The sequence below is a fragment of the Caenibius tardaugens NBRC 16725 genome (genome assembly GCF_003860345.1).
Taxonomy (GTDB): Bacteria; Pseudomonadota; Alphaproteobacteria; order Sphingomonadales; family Sphingomonadaceae; genus Caenibius; species Caenibius tardaugens.
In genome coordinates this window covers 2,184,571-2,202,318 of record NZ_CP034179.1, presented here as the reverse complement: position 1 = coordinate 2,202,318, position 17,748 = coordinate 2,184,571, and the positions used below count along the sequence as shown (strand labels likewise).

Below are 17,748 nucleotides of genomic sequence, written 5' to 3'. Positions count from 1 at the left end.
TTATGTCTCGCAAGGGATATTTGGGGTGCCTAAAATTATTCTTCCCGCCTTCCCATGACAGGGAAAAAGCCAGCGAACCCGCGTATCGGCGGTCCGTTACGCTTCCGGAATCACATCGACGCCCGTCGTCATTTTCTGAACCGGCGTGCCCACGAACACCCCGTCCACCGGTGCGATATCGGCATAATCGCGGCCCATGGCGACGGTTACATAGTCCTGATCCACCATCCGGTCGTTGGTCGGATCGATCGCCACCCAGCCCAACCTGGGTCCGCACCAGACATTGACCCAGGCATGCATGGCATCCGCACCGACCAGACGCGGGCGCCCCGGCGGCGGTTCAGTGCGCAGATAACCGCTGACATAGGCGGCCGGAATGCCATACCAGCGCAAGGCCGCAATCATCACATGGGCAAAATCCTGACACACGCCATGTCGGGCACGAAACGCCTCGAGCGGTGGAGTATCGCTGTCCGTCACCCCGGGAAGATAGGTAAATTCCGCGTGGATTTTGGAACAAAGCGCCCGGATTGCCGGCACGATGCCGGCGGTATCGCCCAGCATCGACGCAGCCCATGCCCCGATTTCCGGTTCCAGTTCGACAACCCGCGATCCGTAAAGGAACGGGGCGGGTGCAAAAGTGGCGATATCGCCCACTCGCAAAGCCGCGCTGCGGACCGTGGCGATATCGGTTCCATCATCGACAATGCCCGGCGGCGGCGTGACCTCCATACGAAACACACTGGTCACCACCAGTTCCTGCAGCCGCTCATCAATCGAAACCAGCGTGTTGTTGACCTGATAAGGGCCGAACTCTTCCGCCAGATGCGTCGGTACCGGTGACACATCCATGTGATAGGACAGCAATGTCTGCCCCGGCCACGATGCCGGTTTGAGACGGATGGCGAACCGCGCCAAATCAACCGGCGCACCGTATCGCACCCGCGATGTGTGATTGACCTGATAGATCATTGGATCGCCAGCTTGTCCGCCCGCCCGGCTTGCGGTTCGCGCTGCAGGAAATAGCGCTGGGCGATCGCATCGGACAGCACCAGAATATCATCCAGCGTTTCCTCGAGCGCGTGCGGGGTCAGCGCTTCGGCATCCCAGGCCGCGATCTGTGCCTCAATCCGCCGCACCGCCAGCATCGGCTGTTCCGGCATGCCATCATTGCGCAGCGTCGGCAGGCTTTCGATATGGTGTTGCAACTTGTCGATCTGGTACGCCAACCCCCGCGGCTGCGCCGGATCAAGCAGGACCATATCGAACACCGGGGCGATAAACGGCGCCGCCAGATAACGGTTACGATAGAGGTAGTGGCAATCGCACAGGTCGAGCAAAGCCGTCAGATCATCGGAGTTGGCGGTGCCGGGCACCATTTCCAGCGTTGTCTGCAAAAGCAGTGACGCCCGTTCCAGCCGCACCCCCATATCGAGGAAATTCCATGAGGCGGTCCGGCTCATGCTATCTGCAGTAATGCCCGCCAGCGTGGCGAACCGTTCGGCAAGCCGTTCTGCAGCCTGTGCCATCGAATCGCTGTCACCCGGCACAAAGGACGGCATGGGCCGGTTGAGCACTCTCCAGCTGTCGACAAACAGGCGATCGCGCAGCAACCGGGCAATCTGCCGGACATTGTCCACCAGCGAAACGAGCGAACCGGGGCGTTTCACATCCCCCAGCGCGGCGGCCGCCAGTTCTTCCGGTGTCCCGTCCGCGCTTTCAATCACGCCCCAGCGTGCAAGCAACAACGCCAGCCTGTGCGGCACGGTATCGCTGACCTGCTGTTCCGCCTGCAGGCTGGAGGTTTCCAGCAAGGCCCGCACCACACGCGCGGTCATCTGCGCCCGTTCGCAATAACGCCCCAGCCAGAACAGGTTGTCCGCCGCCTGGCTGGGCAGAATTTTGACGGCACGGCGAATTACCGGGGAACGCGGAGCCGTGGTGGTCGACACATTGGCGCCCGGCACATCATCGACCACGCAGATATCGGCCGACAGATCGCCTTCCGCCATCAACGGGGTGCGCAAATCGCCTGCCTGCGACAGGCGGGCAAGGCCACCGGGCATCATCCGCCATTGCCCATGTTCATCCCGCGCAAGAAACGTACGGATCGTCAGGCTGCGCGGCATGAAACGGCCCGCTTCCCAGCAGGGTGTGGTGCCGGTGCGGATAAATTCCTGCGCGGTGTAATCCATTGGGCGACGTTCCATGGCATCCAGCAGGTGCTGACGTTCCGCCCCGCTGAAACTCGACCCGGCGCGTGTCCGTTGGCCCCCAATGGCAGCCACGCGCTGATGGAACGCCGAACTGACCATCAGCCCATCGAGATTCTCGATCACATAGCGTCGCTCCCAATCCTGTCCGCACCACCAGGTGGAAAGATTGGGCAGCTTGAGCGGCTGGTTAAACAGCACTTCCGACAGGCGCGGCAGAAATGCCGACATGGCCCGCGCCTCGATCACACCAACGCCGGGCCAGTTGGCTGTCACCAGTCCGCCGTTGGCCCAGGTCGAAAACAGTTCGGGCACGCCGATCTGCGATCGGGAATCGAAGGCCAGCGGGTCGAGATGGCGGGCGTTCATCCAGCGCCACAGCGCATCGACACGTTTGAGCCCCGCAATCGTGCGGACGAACAGCTTCGCATCCTGCACCAGCAGATCGCGCCCTTCCACCAGCGCAAAACCGAGATAACGCGCCAGATGCGCCTGTTCGGGATAGGCCTGATTGAACCGCCCCGGTGTCAGCAAGGCAATCCGCGGTTCTTCGCGCGCGCAGGTGGCCGCGATCCCGCGCCGCAGAATATCGAAAAAGTCCGACAGGCGCCGCACCGCATTGGACGACAGCAGGCTGCCAAGCCCGCGCCCCATGGCAATGCGGTTTTCCAGCGCATAGCCGATGCCCAGCGGAAACCGCACCCGGTCCGCCAGAACCCGCCATTCCCCCGTGGGTCCGCGCGCCAGATCCACGGCATAGACATGCAGATAGCGGCCCGCCGGTGGTGGAACCCCCACCATCTTGCGCGCGAAATCGCGGCTGCCGGTAACCGCCGGCGCCGGGAGATGACCGTCGATGATCAGCTGCTGCGGGCCATAGATATCCGCAATCACCCGTTCGAGCAGTTCGGCGCGCTGCACCAGCCCGTCTTCAAGGCCCTGCCATTCGGCGGCTCCGATCATCACCGGCATGGGATTGAGCGGCCAGGCCCGTTCCTGCTGATCGCCCGTCAGAAGATAGCCGAGACCGAGATCGTCGACATGCCGCTGGAGATAGTCTTCGATCCCGTGACTGCCCGCGATGGCCCGGGCAAAGGTGTCCCATTTCGCGGCAATGGGCTGCGGTGCATCGGCGTAGAGATCGCCGCGCGACAGATCGGGGGCATAAGCGGCAAGCGGCGAAGTGCCCGGGGCCACGCCGAACAGATCCAGATCCGCAATCCCGCCTTCGCGCGTCATCCCAGACGGGCCGGGCGGCGCAGATCGAGTGTCATGGGGAAATCCCCTCTTTGTTCGACTGGCGGCATATCCACCTTGCCCGGCGTATGACCATGTTCCTGAAACCGCCCCTTGCGCCGCGATTCCGCTTCGTACCCATTCACCGGCACATCATCATAGGCCCGCCCGCCCGGATGCGCCACATGGTAGACGCATCCGCCCAGCGAACGCCCGTTCCAGCTGTCGAGCACATCGAATGTCAGAGGCGCATCGGCTTCCAGCAGCGGATGCAGGCAGATCGCTGGCGACCAGGCCTTGTAGCGCACCCCGCCCACCCCTTCGCCCGGCACACCGGTCGGGTGCATCGGCACACGGCGGCCGTTGCAGGTGATCACATGCCTGCCCGGCACCAGCCCGCGCGCCAGAACCTGCAACCGCTCGGTCGAGGAATCGACATAACGCACTGTGCCGCCAATCGCCCCCGTTTCGCCCAGCACATTCCAGGGTTCCAGCGCATGGGATATTTCCAGCGCAACCCCGCCCGCTTCGATTTCGCCATGGATCGGGAAACGGAACTGCCGCTGCGCCTCGAACCATTGCGGATCGAAATCGTAGCCCGCCCTGCGCAGGTCCGACAGCACGTCGCAAAAATCCGTCCACACACAATGCGGCAGCAGAAAACGATCGTGCAGCGTCGTGCCCCAGCGCACCAGCCCGCCGGTCTGCGGTTCGCGCCAGAACCACGCGGTCAGCGCGCGCAACAGCAATTGTTGGGCGACGCTCATTTTCGCATCAGGCGGCATTTCGAACCCGCGAAACTCCACCAGCCCCAGCCGCCCGGTCGGGCCATCGGGGGAATAGAGCTTGTCGATACAGATTTCGCTGCGATGGGTATTGCCCGTCACATCGACCAGCAGGTTGCGGAACAGGATATCGCTGATCCACGGGAATTGCGGCGGCGTATCCGGGCCGGGCACCTGATCGAGCGCGATTTCCAGTTCATACAAACTGTCATGGCGCGCTTCGTCAAACCGCGGTGCCTGGCTGGTCGGGCCGATAAACAGCCCTGAAAACAGATAGCTGAGCGACGGGTGCCGCTGCCAGTAAAGCACGAAACTCTTGAGCAGGTCGGGGCGGCGGACGAAGGGGCTTTCAGTCACGCTCGCCCCGCCCAGCACGATGTGGTTGCCACCGCCCGTGCCCACCGAACGGCCATCGACCATGAACTTGTCCGCCGTCAGCCCGCATTCGCGCGCCGCATCGTAAAGCTGCGTGGTGATATCGACCAGTTGCGGCCAATCCTTCGCCGGATGCACGTTGACCTCGATCACACCCGGATCGGGGGTCACTTTCAGCACGTTGATGCGCGGGTCCGGCGGCGGGGGATAGCCTTCGATGCGCACGGGCATGTCCAGACGCCGGGCCGTGGCCTCGACCTCGGCCACCAGTTCGAGGAAATCCTCCAACGCTTCTACCGGGGGAATGAACACCGAAAGATAGGCCCCGCGCGGTTCAACCGTGATCGCAGTGCGGACCGCGCCATCAATAATCCGTTGCTCGACGATGTCCTGCACGTGTCCGTCGGCGCCGGCGACGTGTTCCACGCGCTGGGCAGGGGCTGTGCCGGTTTCATGATCATCCCGGCCCGCGCTGGCGCGCTGTTCGCGATAATCGGCCAGCGGCACCAGCGGATCGGTGGTAACACGCGGGTGGATATAGGGATAATCCGCTTTGGAAACATGCGGCAGGGAACCCAGCGGCAAGCGATAGCCGAGCGAGGAATCCCCCGGCACGGCAAACAACGCGCCCCGCCGAACGCTCCATTGTTCGCTTTTCCAGCGCGATTGTTTGGCCGGCTCCGCATTCCAGCGCTGGATCGGCAGGACATAGCCGACCGGTTGGGACAACCCGCGCGAGAACGCCCGCACGATCCGCGCCCGTTCCTCGGGATCGTCGATTTTGGGATCGCCGGGCGTCACGTTGACCGGCAGTTCACCCTCGCGCTCCACCCACTTTTCGCCATCTTCATAGACGGGCCGCACGAAATCACCGGCAAGGTCCAGCCCCGCCGCCGCCGCTTCAAGGAAACGGCGGGCATCGGCCGCATCGAGTAGCGGCCCCGTTGCCGGTTCCTGCTCTGCCTCCGCCCGCTCTGAGTGCGGAAGGGGATGGGGATCGGCAGCGATCAGCGTATCATCGTGCCACAAGGGCTTGCCGTCGGTGCGCCAGTACAGCGAATAGCCCCAGCGCGGCAGGCTTTCCCCCGGATACCATTTGCCCTGCCCATGATGCAGCAGCGCGCCCGGCGCGAAGCGATCGCGCAATTTGCGGATCAGCCGATCGGCATAGATCGCCTTGGTCGGCCCAACCGCATCGCCGTTCCATTCGGGCGCCTCGGGATCGTCCACCGCGACAAAGGTCGGTTCCCCGCCCATGGTCAGACGCACATTCTGCCGGGCCAGATCGGCATCGACCCGTTCCCCCAGCGCCAGCAGCGCATCCCACCGGCTGTCGGTAAAAGGTTGGGTAATCCGCACCGCTTCAGCCATGCGGCTGACGTGCATTTCGAAATGGAAATCCACTTCGGCCGGTTCGGCCACGCCCGCCACCGGGGCCGCCGAACGATAATGCGGGGTTGCCGCAAGCGGGATATGCCCTTCGCCCGCGAACAGCCCCGATGTCGGATCGAGACCGATCCAGCCCGCCCCCGGCACATAGACTTCCGCCCAGGCATGCAGATCGGTGAAATCCGCCTCTGGCCCCTTTGGCCCGTCCACTGGCTCCACATCGGCTTTCATCTGGATCAGATAACCCGACACGAAACGCGCGGCATACCCCAGCCGCCGCATGACATTGACCAGCAACCACCCGCTGTCACGGCACGAACCCATGCCCAGCTCCAGCGTTTCCTCGGGCGCCTGCACGCCCGGTTCCATGCGCACGACATAGCCGATACGCTGTTCCAGCACGCGGTTGACATGGACGAGAAAATCGATGGTGCGCCCGCGAAATCCCGCAAATTCGGTGACAAGCGCATCAACCAGCGGCCCAGCGGGTTCCGGATCGAAATAGGCGGCCAGATCGTCGCGCTGCACCGGATCATAGGTGAAGGGAACCTGTTCCGCCCCCTCCTCCACGAAGAAATCAAACGGGTTGATAATGTCGAGATCGGCAATCAGGTCGACTGTGACCGAAAAATGATCGACGCGTTCGGGGAAGACGATCCGCGCCAGCCAATTGCCATGCGGGTCCTGCTGCCAATTCAGAAAATGCCCTGATGGCTCGATCGTCAGCGAATAGCTGGGCGTTTTCGTGCGGCTGTGCGGGGCCGGGCGCAACCGGATCACCTGCGGCCCCAAACGGACCGGCCGGTCATACTGATAGCGCGTGTGATGATACAGGGCAGCGCGGATCATACTGGCATTAAACGCCAATTATTGCTGCACTGCAACAAAAATCCCCGATGCGCGAGGGAACGTGATCGCCCCCGCGCATCGGCATGATCAGATCGCGCGACGGCCCTCCGTATCGCGCAGCAGGACATCGGCCTGAGTCCGGAACTGGTCGACCATGTGCTTGAGCGCCACGGCCTGCCGATCCAGCGCGGTCGATGAAGACAGAACCTGCGATGCCGCAGTACCCGTGGCCAGCGAGGTTTCGCGTACCTGGGCGATATTGGCAGAGACTTCTTCCGTGCTGCGCGCAGCCAGATCGATGCTGCGCGCCAGATCCTGGCCCGCCACCGATTGCTGATCCACTGCGGCGGCGATCGACACGGATGTCGATTCAAGCTGCTGAATCTGCTGAACAATAGCACGCAACGCTTCGACGCTGGCAGTCGTGGTCTGCTGGATCGTGCGAATCTGCGCGGCAACTTCTTCGGTTGCCTTGCCGGTTTGCGTGGCCAGTTCCTTCACTTCCGATGCCACCACCGCAAAGCCACGCCCGGCCTCGCCACCGCGTGCCGCCTCAATCGACGCATTCAGCGCCAGCAGATTGGTCCGCTGGGCAATGGTGGAAATCATTTCAACGACTTTGCCAACATGCACCGCCGATTCCGACAGCGCGGAAATCGTGGTGTCGGCATCCAGCGCGGCATTGGTCGCCTTGCGCGCCAGTTCCGCCGACGTGGAGGCCTGACGGCTGATTTCACCGATGGACATGGCGAATTCATCGCTGGCCGCCGCTGCTGCGGTCACGCCCGACGATGCCTCGCCCAGGCTCTGCGACACTTCGGATGTCTGATGCGATGCCTGTTCGGCTGCGCTCGCCATCGAACTGGCGGTCATCTGCAACTGGCTGGACGCGTCGGCCACCCCGATGGCCACTTCGGCCACCGACTGTTCGAAATTTTCCGCAATATCGCGCAGCACGCCCAACTGGCTGGTGCGGGCTTCTTCCCGCTGCTGCACCAGTTCGGCCTGAAGCTGCATTTCCTTCGCCGCCGATTCCTCTGCCTCAAGCCGGAGCTGGGCCAGAATATTGGCGGCTTTCTTGATCTTGACCGTGGCCCGCGCGATGGCCCCAACCTCGTCCGTCCGCTCCGTATAGGGGACATCGATGTCGAGTTCGCCATCGGCCAGACGCAAGGTGACGTCCGAAATACGCTGCAACGGCTCCAGATTGGTCTTTTTGACAGCCACCACCGCGAAAACGGCATAGGCCAGTTCCAGCAGCATGATCACTGTGGCAATGCCCAGCATGGTCTTCACACCGGACAGGTCCGCTGTCAGCGTAGCGTGATCCGCACCGCCGGCCAGCCCTTGCAGGACATTGCCCACCCCGTTGTAGGACCACAGCAGGAACAGGAACGCACCCGCCACCAGAATGATCGACAACGCCGTCATGATCACGGTGCGGTGCAGCACCTTGTTGCCTGTGAAGCCCGAACTCCGATTCCCGTCCGACATATACAACCCCGCGTTACCCCCGCCGTTTGATCAGGGGCCTGCCAGCACGCTAGCGCGAACCCCTTAAGCAAGATTTAATCTGAAATTTACCCTGATAACCCAGCCACCCGGCCAGCCCGGCCAGATTCACCCGGTCCGGCACAAATCCGGGACATGGCGATAGAAACCGGGATTATCGCGATCGGCCACCAGCCTGTCGGTCTGGCCCAGTATGGTTTCGCCGCCGCCAAGCACCAGCAACCCGCCCGGTGCCAACGCTCTGGCCAGATTGGCGAAAGCCCGTTGCCGGGTCGCCTGATCGAAATAGAGCAGCACGTTGCGGCACAGGATCAGGTCGAACCGTTCCACAGCGGGCGGCCCGTCAAGCAGGTTCTGCATTTCGAAGCGCACCATCTGCTTCAGCCAGTCCGCCGCGTGCCAGCCGTCTGCCCGGCTTTCGAAGCTGGCAAGCATCCGCCCGACGCCCAGCCCGCGCTGAATTTCGAACTGGGTGAAGACCCCGCGCCGCGCAGCAGCAATGGCAGCGGCAGAAACATCGGTGCCGAGAATATCGATCGACCACCCCGCCAGACGATGCCGTTGTTCCGCCACCAGCATGGCAAGCGACAGGGCCTCTTGCCCGGTGGAACAGCCCGCCGACCAGATCGCCAGACTGCGCTGGTCCTGCCGCCGCTGCACGAGACCGGGCAGCACCCGCGTGGCAATATGTTCGAACACAGCGCCGTCGCGGAAAAAGTAGGTTTCGTTGTTGAGCAACGCCTCCACCACGTCCTGCGCCAGAACCTTGTCCTGCGACAGCCGGTGAATCAGCATTTCGCTGCTGGCGATGCCGCGTTGGCGCAGGGGGGCGGCCAGCGCAGAAGCCATGCGCCAGTGCCGGTTGCTTTCGAACTGCTGGCCGGTCCGCTGGTTGAGCAGGCGTGACACCACGTCGATGGCGGGACGGCTCAGCTCCATGCTTGCCCCCCCACAGCCAGAACGATGCGCCCGGCCAGCCCTTCGGGCGGCAGGATGGCACTGGCGATGCCCGCCTGCGCCACGGCGCCGGGCATCCCCCAGACCGCGCAGCTTTCCTCATCCTGCGCCAGAATCACACCGCCCGCAGCGGCAATCTGCCCGGCCCCTGCGCACCCATCGCGCCCCATGCCCGAAAGCATGACCCCCAGCGCATTCGCGCCAAACGCCTGCGCGACAGATGCAAAGAACGGATCGACAGAAGGGCAGAACCCACTGGCCGCCGGTTCCCGATCCAGGCGGACCTGATGCCCGCCTCGCACCGGCACCACGGTCATATGGGCATCGCCGGGGGCCACGACGATGCGGTTGGGCAGCAGGGCCAGCCTGTCTTCCGCCACAACGGCGGTCCGGCCGGACAGCATTTCCAGTTGCCGGGCGAATATCTCGGTAAAGGAACCTGGCAAATGCTGCGTCACGAGAATCGGAACGCCAATCTGCGGCGGCAGGCTGGCGAACAGACGCCCCAGTGCATGAATGCCGCCAGTAGAGGCGCCAATCGCCAGAACATGCGCCCTTGGCTGGCCGATCCCGCGCAGATGACCCGGCTGGCGGGCAAATGGCGACGGTGCACGCGGACTGGCCTCCGCCTGTTGCCGCAACACGCGCCGGGTTCGGGCAATACCGCGAATTTTCGCGACCAGCCCATTGCGGTAATCCTGATCGAAACGCCCCGGGGGCGGTTTGGGCAGGGCATCGGCTGCCCCCAGCGCCAGCGCCTGGACCGTATGTTCCGCCCCGGCCAGTGTCAGCGCGGACACCACGATGATCTGCGCGCCGCGTGCCGCCGCGATCAGCCGGGGCAGCGCTTTCAACCCGCCCATGCCCGGCATTTCGAGATCGAGCAGGATCACATCGACGCGCATGGTCCGCAAGGCCGCCAGGGCATCTTCCGCCGTGCCCGCCACCGCGGACAGTTCCAGATCGCGTTCCTTTTCTATGATCCGCGCATAGACCGTGCGAGCCGTGATCGAATCGTCGACCACCATCACACGGATCGCGTTCACCCCCGGTCTGGAGGCAGCACGCGTGCGGGAAAAGTCCTCCGCAGCAGTTGCGGCAGGCAAAGGGGCAGAATTGTTCCGCATGCGCCCGCCTCAGACGATGCCGACAAGCGCCAGTTTGGTCTGCAGTGTATCGTGATCGAACGGTTTCATGACATATTCGTTCGCCCCCGCATCGATCGCCTGCCGGATATGGGTGATGTCGTTTTCCGTCGTGCAGAACACCACTTTGGGTTGATCCCCCTGCGGGCGCTGACGCAGCGCAATCAGGAAATCCAGACCGTTCATCACCGGCATGTTCCAGTCCAGCAGGATGACGTCAGGCATGTTCGCCGCGCAGCTTTCCAGCGCCTCGCGCCCGTCGCATGCTTCCTGCACGGACAGCCCCAGCGATTCGATGATATTGCGTGTGACCTTACGGATTACCCGCGAGTCATCGACGATCAGACAGTTCTTCATGGGTGCCCCCCGTGTTTACAGTCACCATGGCACCCCGATGGTTACTTTTCCCTAAACAGGCTGTTCGACCGGCGGCCCGCCAACCAGCATCACCGGATCGAGGACGATCAGCGGGCCGAGCGGTGATTCCGTCACGCCCAGCGACGCCTGTTTCCACCCGTGACCGGGATTGGCGCGCAGTTCGCTCAGGCCATCGTGGCTTTCCACGACATCGTCCACCGCATCCACCAGCAACCCATAAAGGTGCCCGTCATGTTCCACGACAACCGTCACCGGCCGGGCGGCGTCCTGATTCGGCCCCGTTTCCGGCAGGGCCAGCGAACGGGCGCAGTTGATCACGGTCAGCGCACGGCTGCGCAGTGCCGCCATGCCCATGACATAGGCAGGCGCACGCGGAACCGGGGTCATCGCCTCCAGTTCGATCACCGATTGCACTTCGGACGCGCGCACCGCGGCCCGGCGGCCCCCGATGGTGACCACAAGCAGCAATTCGCTCATACCCGTGCCCCCACGCTTGCTGTCCGCAAGGCGGCCATCAGGCTGTCGCGATCGTAACGGTAGATCGTGCCCGCCATGCCCGGTTCCGCATCGGGTGTTGCCCGCAGGCGGATCGCTTGGGTACCCTCCGGTGCCTCGGCATCCGCTTCTTCCGACAGGATCACAAGATCGGCATCGGCATCCTCGGCGTCACCGACCACACGATATCCGGCGGATTCCACCAGCGGGCGCAAAAAGTCCTGCATCCAGCGATCGTCGGACGGCAAACGACAGACCGGTATCTGTACCGGGCGCGGAGCCTGACCATGCGCCGCAAACAACGCATGGCAATCGACCAGTTCGGCCGGTTCCCCTTCGATCAGCGCGATGGCACCAATCGGGCCATTTTCGCCGCTTGGGAAACGATCCGCACCGATCCAGACAATGTCGATCATCTCGCGGTACGCATAAGCCAGTTCACCTTGCCCGTCGGCCAGCCGGAACAGCCCGACGCGGTCTTCGGGCAGAGTGCCGCCCTCGACGCCCGCCAGCGGGTAGAGTTGATCGCCGATCACGACTTGCGCCGCCCCTTCGCCCCGGCGGATGGCCGAGGCGGCCACTTCCTCCACCCGGACGACCGCGTTCATCGGCAAGGCGCGGCGGCGACCGTCAAGTCCGATGAACAGGAACACCTGCGATTGGGCAACCTCTTCGTCGAACGCGGATACGGGTGCGGAAACGCTGCCCGCTGCCTTGTTCGCCTGATTGAGCACACCGACCGCACGCGCCATGCCCGCGACATCGAGCATCAGCACCGGGCTGCCATCGTCCATCTGGGTAGCGCCGACATAGAGCCCGGTCCCCATGACAGCGGGGGCAATCGGTTTGATCACCAGTTCCTCGTGGTCGAACACCGCGTCCACTGCGAGGGCGAAACTGTCTCCGCCAACAAGGTTGAGCACCACCAGAACCTGTCCCGGCTGAACCCCGGTTTCGCTGAGTTCGAGCACTTCGCTCAACGCAAAGCAGGGCAGGCGGCGATCGCGCAGGGTGATATGGGCGATCCCGCCCAGATCATCCATATCGATGCCATCGCTGCCCGCGCGCACGATTTCGCCGATATAGGAACGGGCAATGGCGAATTTCTGTCCGGCCACGCCGATTGTCAGCGATGGTACGATACTGAGCGTCAGCGGCACGTCGATGACGAAACGGGTACCCGATCCGGGGGTGCTGAAAATGAACAGCGATCCACCAAACCGTTCGATATTGGCGCGCACCACATCCATGCCCACCCCGCGGCCGGACACGGCAGTGGCTTCATCGCGGGTCGATAGGCCGGGTTCACAAATCAGGCCGAACCGTTCCTGCCGCGTCAATGCCGCCGCGCGTTCCGGCGTCACGATCCCTGCGGCAATCGCCTTGGCAATCAGGCGTTCGGCATCGATGCCCCGCCCATCATCCGAAATACCGATGCGGATGACATTGCCCGTCTGCCGGGCCGATACGGAGAGCATCCCGATTTCGTGCTTGCCCGCCTCGCGCCGTTCTGCCGGGCTTTCGATACCGTGATCGATCGCATTGCGAATGATGTGGACCATCGGGTCGCGGATCAGATCGAGCATTTCGCGATCGATTTCCACCGCACCGCTTTCAATATCGACCAGCACCTGTTTGCCCAGTTCCGCCGACAGGTCACGGACCAGCCGGGGAAAGCCCGCGAACAAGGTATCGATCCTCTGCATCCGCGTGCGGGTGATGGCATCGCGGACATCGTTCAGCAGCGCCGACAGCCGCCCGAAATGCGCATCCAGCGCGGGATCGCCGATTTCCTTGAGCCGCTGGGACAGGAGGTTGCGCGCCACCGCCATATCGGAAACGCCGCTCATCACCCGGTCGAGCAGATCGACCGAAAGGCGCACGGTGCGTGGCCCGCCAGCCTGGCGCGCGGCGGCATCCGGTTCGGTTTGCGGTGCAGGCGCCACTGGCGCCGGGCTTGCCTCTTCGATGCCGTCCAGCGCCGCGATCAGCGCATCATCGCCGCCTTCGGGGAATTCCTCATCCGCCTCGATCGCATCGGCCATGGCCGAAATACGGTCGATGATCGCCAGCACCGCGCTGACCAGCCAGGCTTCGGCCACCCGGTTGCCTGCCCGCACATCGGACAGGGCATCTTCCGCCGCATGGCTCAACGCCGCAAGACGCGGAAAATCGAAGAAACCGCAGTTCCCCTTCACCGTATGGACGAAACGGAACACGGCATCGAGCCGCGCGCGATCCGCAGGATCGGCTTCCCAGGCGACAAGTTCGCCAGCCAAAGCCTCCAGCATTTCGCGTGTTTCTGCCACGAATTCGGCAAGCAGATCATCCATCCGGCCGGTCCCCTTTACGAGACGCCTTATTGCGCCAGATGGTTAATTCGCGGTTACCTGCGGCAAATGCCGCCATGCCCGCCGCATCATGATGTGAAGCATGGTGTTTTCATGTTTGACACTTATAAGCGCGCTGGCCCGGCTGACTTGCGGGCGAATACGGCGAGAAGAGGCGGCATGCGCGTACTGGTAACCGGAGCAGCGGGCTTTATCGGCGCGGCGCTCAGCGAAACACTTCTTGCGCGCGGCGATCAGGTGATCGGGATCGACAGCCTCGAACCCTATTACGACGTCAGGCTGAAGCGCGATCGCTGTGCAAGACTGGCGCAACAGGGTGGTAACCGCTTCGCGTTCCTGCCGCTCGATTTCGCAGACATGCCCGCGCTGGAGGCAGCGCTGGCCGACATGGCGTTCGATCGCATCGTGCATCTCGGGGCGCAGGCGGGCGTGCGCTATTCCATCGAAAACCCGCATGCCTATGTCCGGTCCAATCTCGTCGGCCATGTGAACATGCTCGAACTCGCGCGGCATCGCGGGGTGGACCATATGGTCTACGCCAGTTCCAGCTCCGTCTATGGCGGCAACACCAAGCTGCCTTTCGCGGTGGAAGACCGGGCCGATCATCCCGTCTCGCTCTACGCCGCAACCAAACGGGCGGACGAACTGATGAGCGAAACGTACGCCCATCTCTATCACCTGCCGCTGACTGGGCTGCGTTTCTTCACCGTTTACGGCCCGTGGGGCCGGCCTGACATGATGATGTGGAAATTCACCACCAATATTCTCGCGGGCAAGCCGATCCCGGTGTTCAACAACGGCGATATGTACCGCGACTTTACCTATATCGACGACATCATCGCCGGTGTCGTGGCCTGTCTCGATCACCCGCCTGCCGATGATGGCGCGGAAAAGGCGGGGGGCAGCGTGAAACCGCACGCGCTCTACAATATCGGCAACCACCGGTCCGAACCGCTGATGAAAGTAATCGGCCTCTTGGAGGAAGCCTGCGGCCGGAAGGCGGAACTGGAGATGCTGCCCATGCAACCGGGCGATGTGCACCGCACGTATGCCGACATCGCGGCGATCCAGCGCGATCTCGACTACGCGCCAACCACCGCAATCGAGCAGGGCGTGCCGAAATTTGTGGATTGGTACCGCGAATACCACCAGCTTTAAGCCTGACCGGCTTGCCCCGCGCGCGCGGGTGGTGAATCACACGGTCATGGCGATTCTCAGCGACAGATGGATCCGGAACGAAGTCCGGCATAGCGGCATGATCGAACCTTTCGTGGAACGGCAGAACCGCGAAGGGGTGATCAGCTACGGCTTGTCCTCCTATGGCTATGATGCCCGGGTGGCGGACGAGTTCAAGATATTCACCAATGTCGACAATGCGCTGGTCGATCCGAAGGATTTTTCGGCGAACAGCTTCGTCGATCGCAAGACCGATGTCTGCGTGATCCCGCCCAACAGCTTCGCACTGGCGCGCACGGTCGAGTATTTCCGCATCCCGCGCGACGTACTGGTGATCTGTCTCGGCAAATCCACGTATGCCCGCTGTGGCATTATTGTGAATGTCACCCCGCTCGAACCCGAATGGGAAGGGCACGTGACGCTGGAATTTTCCAACACCACCCCGCTGCCCGCCAAGATCTACGCCAACGAAGGCGCCTGCCAGTTCCTGTTCCTGCGCGGCAACGAACCGTGCGAAACGAGCTATGCCGATCGCGCGGGCAAATACATGGGCCAGCGCGGGGTAACGCTGCCGAAGCTGTGAAAGGACCGCCCCGGCAGCTTTTCCATCAGATGCTGAGTTTCGCCGTGATCCGGATATCGCGCCCGGCGAGCGGGGCATAATCCTTCAGGAACGAGGCGTGGCGACGCGCGGCGACATCGAAGATATTGTTGGCTGACAAGGCGAAGCTCAGCGGCCGTTCGTGGCCCCATGGCCGCCAGTTCAGTTCGGCATTGACCATGGTGTAGCCATCCGTCGGCGTTTCGAATTGGGCCACGCGGTCCTGCCCGGTCACCCGTTCGACTTCAAGCCGGCCGTCGATCCGGGGCGATTTGACACCCAGCCCGCCCAACACGCGCAAGGGGGGGATGCGCGGGGCAGGGCCGGTGCTGCTGATCCGCGCATGGACATAATCGGCCAGCGCATCGCCCACGATCTCCACCGCGCCGATCCGGGCCAAGGTCACCTGCCCCTGCACCTCGAAGCCATAGTAGCGCGCATCGCTCTGCCGGGTCTGATAGACTGGCAGGCCATCCTGCAATCCGCCGGTGCGCTGCTGATAGATGAAGCCATCGAACCAGCTGTGATAGACCGATGCCTCAAACGAATAACCCGTACCCGCACCGCGCAGGATCGCCTCCACCCCCAGGACCGTTCCGGCCTGAGCGCGGGATCGCCGATTTCATAGGCTTCGGTGCCGGCATGGGCACCATTCGCGAACAGTTCCTCTGCCGCAGGCGCGCGCGCGGTGCGGGCAAGATTGAACCCGATGCGCCAGCCATCCGCCAATGCATAGGATGCGCCAAGCGAACCTGACAGCGTATCGAAGCTGCGCTGCCCGTCGAAAAACTGGTCTTCCTCCGCCCGGGGATTGGCGCGATGGCGCGTATGGTCATAGCGCAGCCCGCCTTCCACCTTGAACGCGCCATAATCGAGCTGCTGGAACGTGAACAGGCCCAGTTCGTCGCTGCTGGAGCGCGGCACAAAGGCCTCATGCCCCACGGCATTGAATGTGCGCGTGGCATACTGGGCGCCGGTCACGCCTTTCCATGCCCCACGCTGGCTCTGGGCGAGTTCCAGCCGCCCTTCGAAGCCGCGATTGTAGAAAGCCGTGCCGACTTCACCGTCCTCGTGCAGTTCGAAATGGCGGTATTTGGCATAGGCGCCACGAAAACTGACCTTGTCGATCAGGCCGCCGCCCAGCCGATATTCCGCACGGCCATCGATGCGCTTCTGCACGAGGCTGAGGCGCGGCGCTTCCTGTTCCTGATCATGGTCGGTGGCGAAGCGCACCGGCACGCCATAGAGGCTGTCATAATGGCTGTAGGACAGGCCAAAATTGCCCCGATCCCCGATATAGGCCAGACCCGCGCCGAGATTCCATGTTTCGCTGGCGGTGTTGGGCAGCTTGCCTTTCACCCGCGCATTGGCGGCAAAGTCGATATCCCCGTCGTGCTCATGCCCGTGATCATCATGATCATGATCATGATCGTGGTCATGTTCCGGCTCTAGGCTGGTGGCCAGAGCCTGCGCCCGCAAGCCCCGCGTCAAGGCATAGCCGCCAATGCGCATATTGCTGCTTTTCAGGTAACTGCCGTCAAGATGGGCCACCCAGTTGCCGCCGAGCGGAGCATCCACCGCCCCTGCGATCGACCGCTCGTTCGCCGCCGAACCATAGGACGCGATCGCCCCCAGATGGATCGGTTCGTCCGGCACTGCCACCGGGATACGTTTGTCGAGGACGTTGACCACGCCGCCAATCGCGGACGACCCGTAAAGCAGGGATTGCGGGCCGCGCAGGACCTCGATCCGTTCGGCCAGCAGCGGGTTCACCACCGCGGCATGATCGACCGAAGTGTTGGACACGTCGATGGACCCGATCCCGTCGCTCAACATGCGCACGCGTTCGCCCTGCAATCCACGCAAAACCGGGCGCGAGGCATTGGGACCGAACGAGGTGGCGGTCACGCCGGGGGTTTTCGCCAGCGTTTCGCCAATCGACGGGCGCAGGGATTGGAGCAGCTCGCTGCCTTCGACCACCGCGACACTCGACAGCATATCTTCGCGCCGTGAAGGAATCGCCCCGGTGACCACGATCTGGTCGGAATCGCGGGCATGATAATCACGGCCCCCGGCTTCCTCGGCCTGGGCGGGCAAGGCCACGGCAAACATGGCAAAACAGGTCGGCGGGAGAAGAAGGCCGCGTGCTCCCTGAAGCGGCTTGGACTTAAGCATGTGATGATATAATATCACATTGATGGATTTGGCAACCCACTTTCGCGACCGGGCCCCACGCGCCACCTCCGGCAAAACAGAAAACGGGCACGAACCGCATGGTCCGCGCCC

At 63.3% G+C, this 17,748-nt stretch carries 11 protein-coding genes and 1 pseudogene; 2 read left to right on the top strand and 10 right to left on the bottom strand.

Going from position 1 to position 17,748, the window contains the following annotated elements; all coding sequences use genetic code 11:
* Positions 1–96 precede the first annotated feature (96 nt).
* From EGO55_RS10130 to EGO55_RS10090, 9 genes are all read right to left on the bottom strand, one after another.
* On the bottom strand, positions 97–972 hold the full coding sequence (locus EGO55_RS10130; protein WP_021689527.1) for a transglutaminase family protein: 876 nt from the start codon (positions 970–972) through the stop codon (positions 97–99).
* A complete protein-coding gene (locus tag EGO55_RS10125) occupies positions 969–3,452 on the bottom strand; it encodes a circularly permuted type 2 ATP-grasp protein (protein ID WP_021689528.1) in 2,484 nt (827 codons plus the stop codon). The genes EGO55_RS10130 and EGO55_RS10125 overlap by 4 nt, the downstream gene beginning before the upstream one ends.
* Positions 3,449–6,847: a transglutaminase family protein gene (locus tag EGO55_RS10120; RefSeq protein WP_021689529.1), complete on the bottom strand. Its 3,399-nt coding sequence runs from the start codon at positions 6,845–6,847 to the stop codon at positions 3,449–3,451. The genes EGO55_RS10125 and EGO55_RS10120 overlap by 4 nt, the downstream gene beginning before the upstream one ends.
* A gap of 87 nt (positions 6,848–6,934) precedes the next feature.
* Complete coding sequence (locus EGO55_RS10115) at positions 6,935–8,341, bottom strand: methyl-accepting chemotaxis protein (protein ID WP_021689530.1); 1,407 nt, start codon at positions 8,339–8,341, stop codon at positions 6,935–6,937.
* 126 nt (positions 8,342–8,467) lie between these two features.
* Positions 8,468–9,298: a CheR family methyltransferase gene (locus EGO55_RS10110; protein ID WP_021689531.1), complete on the bottom strand. Its 831-nt coding sequence runs from the start codon at positions 9,296–9,298 to the stop codon at positions 8,468–8,470.
* Positions 9,289–10,443 carry a chemotaxis-specific protein-glutamate methyltransferase CheB gene (gene cheB, locus EGO55_RS10105; RefSeq protein WP_021689532.1) on the bottom strand — a complete coding sequence of 385 codons (1,155 nt, stop codon included), beginning with the start codon at positions 10,441–10,443 and terminating at the stop codon, positions 9,289–9,291. The genes EGO55_RS10110 and cheB overlap by 10 nt, the downstream gene beginning before the upstream one ends.
* Positions 10,444–10,452: 9 nt before the next feature.
* Positions 10,453–10,818 carry a response regulator gene (locus EGO55_RS10100; protein WP_021689533.1) on the bottom strand — a complete coding sequence of 122 codons (366 nt, stop codon included), beginning with the start codon at positions 10,816–10,818 and terminating at the stop codon, positions 10,453–10,455.
* 51 nt (positions 10,819–10,869) lie between these two features.
* Positions 10,870–11,316 carry a chemotaxis protein CheW gene (locus EGO55_RS10095; RefSeq protein WP_021689534.1) on the bottom strand — a complete coding sequence of 149 codons (447 nt, stop codon included), beginning with the start codon at positions 11,314–11,316 and terminating at the stop codon, positions 10,870–10,872.
* The gene (locus EGO55_RS10090) at positions 11,313–13,667 is read right to left on the bottom strand and encodes a chemotaxis protein CheA (RefSeq protein WP_021689535.1); all 2,355 of its coding nucleotides are present in this window, start codon (positions 13,665–13,667) and stop codon (positions 11,313–11,315) included. The genes EGO55_RS10095 and EGO55_RS10090 overlap by 4 nt, the downstream gene beginning before the upstream one ends.
* 177 nt (positions 13,668–13,844) lie before the next feature.
* On the opposite strand from EGO55_RS10090, the gene EGO55_RS10085 reads away from it, so the two are divergent.
* Both EGO55_RS10085 and dcd read left to right on the top strand, forming a co-directional pair.
* A complete protein-coding gene (locus EGO55_RS10085; protein ID WP_021689536.1) occupies positions 13,845–14,843 on the top strand; it encodes an NAD-dependent epimerase/dehydratase family protein in 999 nt (332 codons plus the stop codon).
* A gap of 46 nt (positions 14,844–14,889) precedes the next feature.
* Entirely contained in the window at positions 14,890–15,444 is a 555-nt protein-coding gene (dcd, locus tag EGO55_RS10080) for a dCTP deaminase (protein ID WP_040715206.1), read from the top strand.
* A gap of 25 nt (positions 15,445–15,469) precedes the next feature.
* Here dcd and EGO55_RS10075 read toward each other — a convergent pair.
* Positions 15,470–17,637: pseudogene (locus tag EGO55_RS10075) on the bottom strand (TonB-dependent receptor).
* Positions 17,638–17,748: the final 111 nt, after the last annotated feature.

Coding starts and splice junctions, on each gene's coding strand:
- dcd (WP_040715206.1), top strand. CDS start 14,890: ATGGCGATTCTCAGCGACAGATGGATCCGGAACGAAGTCCGGCATAGC.
- EGO55_RS10095 (WP_021689534.1), bottom strand. CDS start 11,316: ATGAGCGAATTGCTGCTTGTGGTCACCATCGGGGGCCGCCGGGCCGCG.
- cheB (WP_021689532.1), bottom strand. CDS start 10,443: ATGCGGAACAATTCTGCCCCTTTGCCTGCCGCAACTGCTGCGGAGGAC.
- EGO55_RS10090 (WP_021689535.1), bottom strand. CDS start 13,667: ATGGATGATCTGCTTGCCGAATTCGTGGCAGAAACACGCGAAATGCTG.
- EGO55_RS10085 (WP_021689536.1), top strand. CDS start 13,845: ATGCGCGTACTGGTAACCGGAGCAGCGGGCTTTATCGGCGCGGCGCTC.
- EGO55_RS10110 (WP_021689531.1), bottom strand. CDS start 9,298: ATGGAGCTGAGCCGTCCCGCCATCGACGTGGTGTCACGCCTGCTCAAC.
- EGO55_RS10130 (WP_021689527.1), bottom strand. CDS start 972: ATGATCTATCAGGTCAATCACACATCGCGGGTGCGATACGGTGCGCCG.
- EGO55_RS10115 (WP_021689530.1), bottom strand. CDS start 8,341: ATGTCGGACGGGAATCGGAGTTCGGGCTTCACAGGCAACAAGGTGCTG.
- EGO55_RS10125 (WP_021689528.1), bottom strand. CDS start 3,452: ATGACGCGCGAAGGCGGGATTGCGGATCTGGATCTGTTCGGCGTGGCC.
- EGO55_RS10100 (WP_021689533.1), bottom strand. CDS start 10,818: ATGAAGAACTGTCTGATCGTCGATGACTCGCGGGTAATCCGTAAGGTC.
- EGO55_RS10120 (WP_021689529.1), bottom strand. CDS start 6,847: ATGATCCGCGCTGCCCTGTATCATCACACGCGCTATCAGTATGACCGG.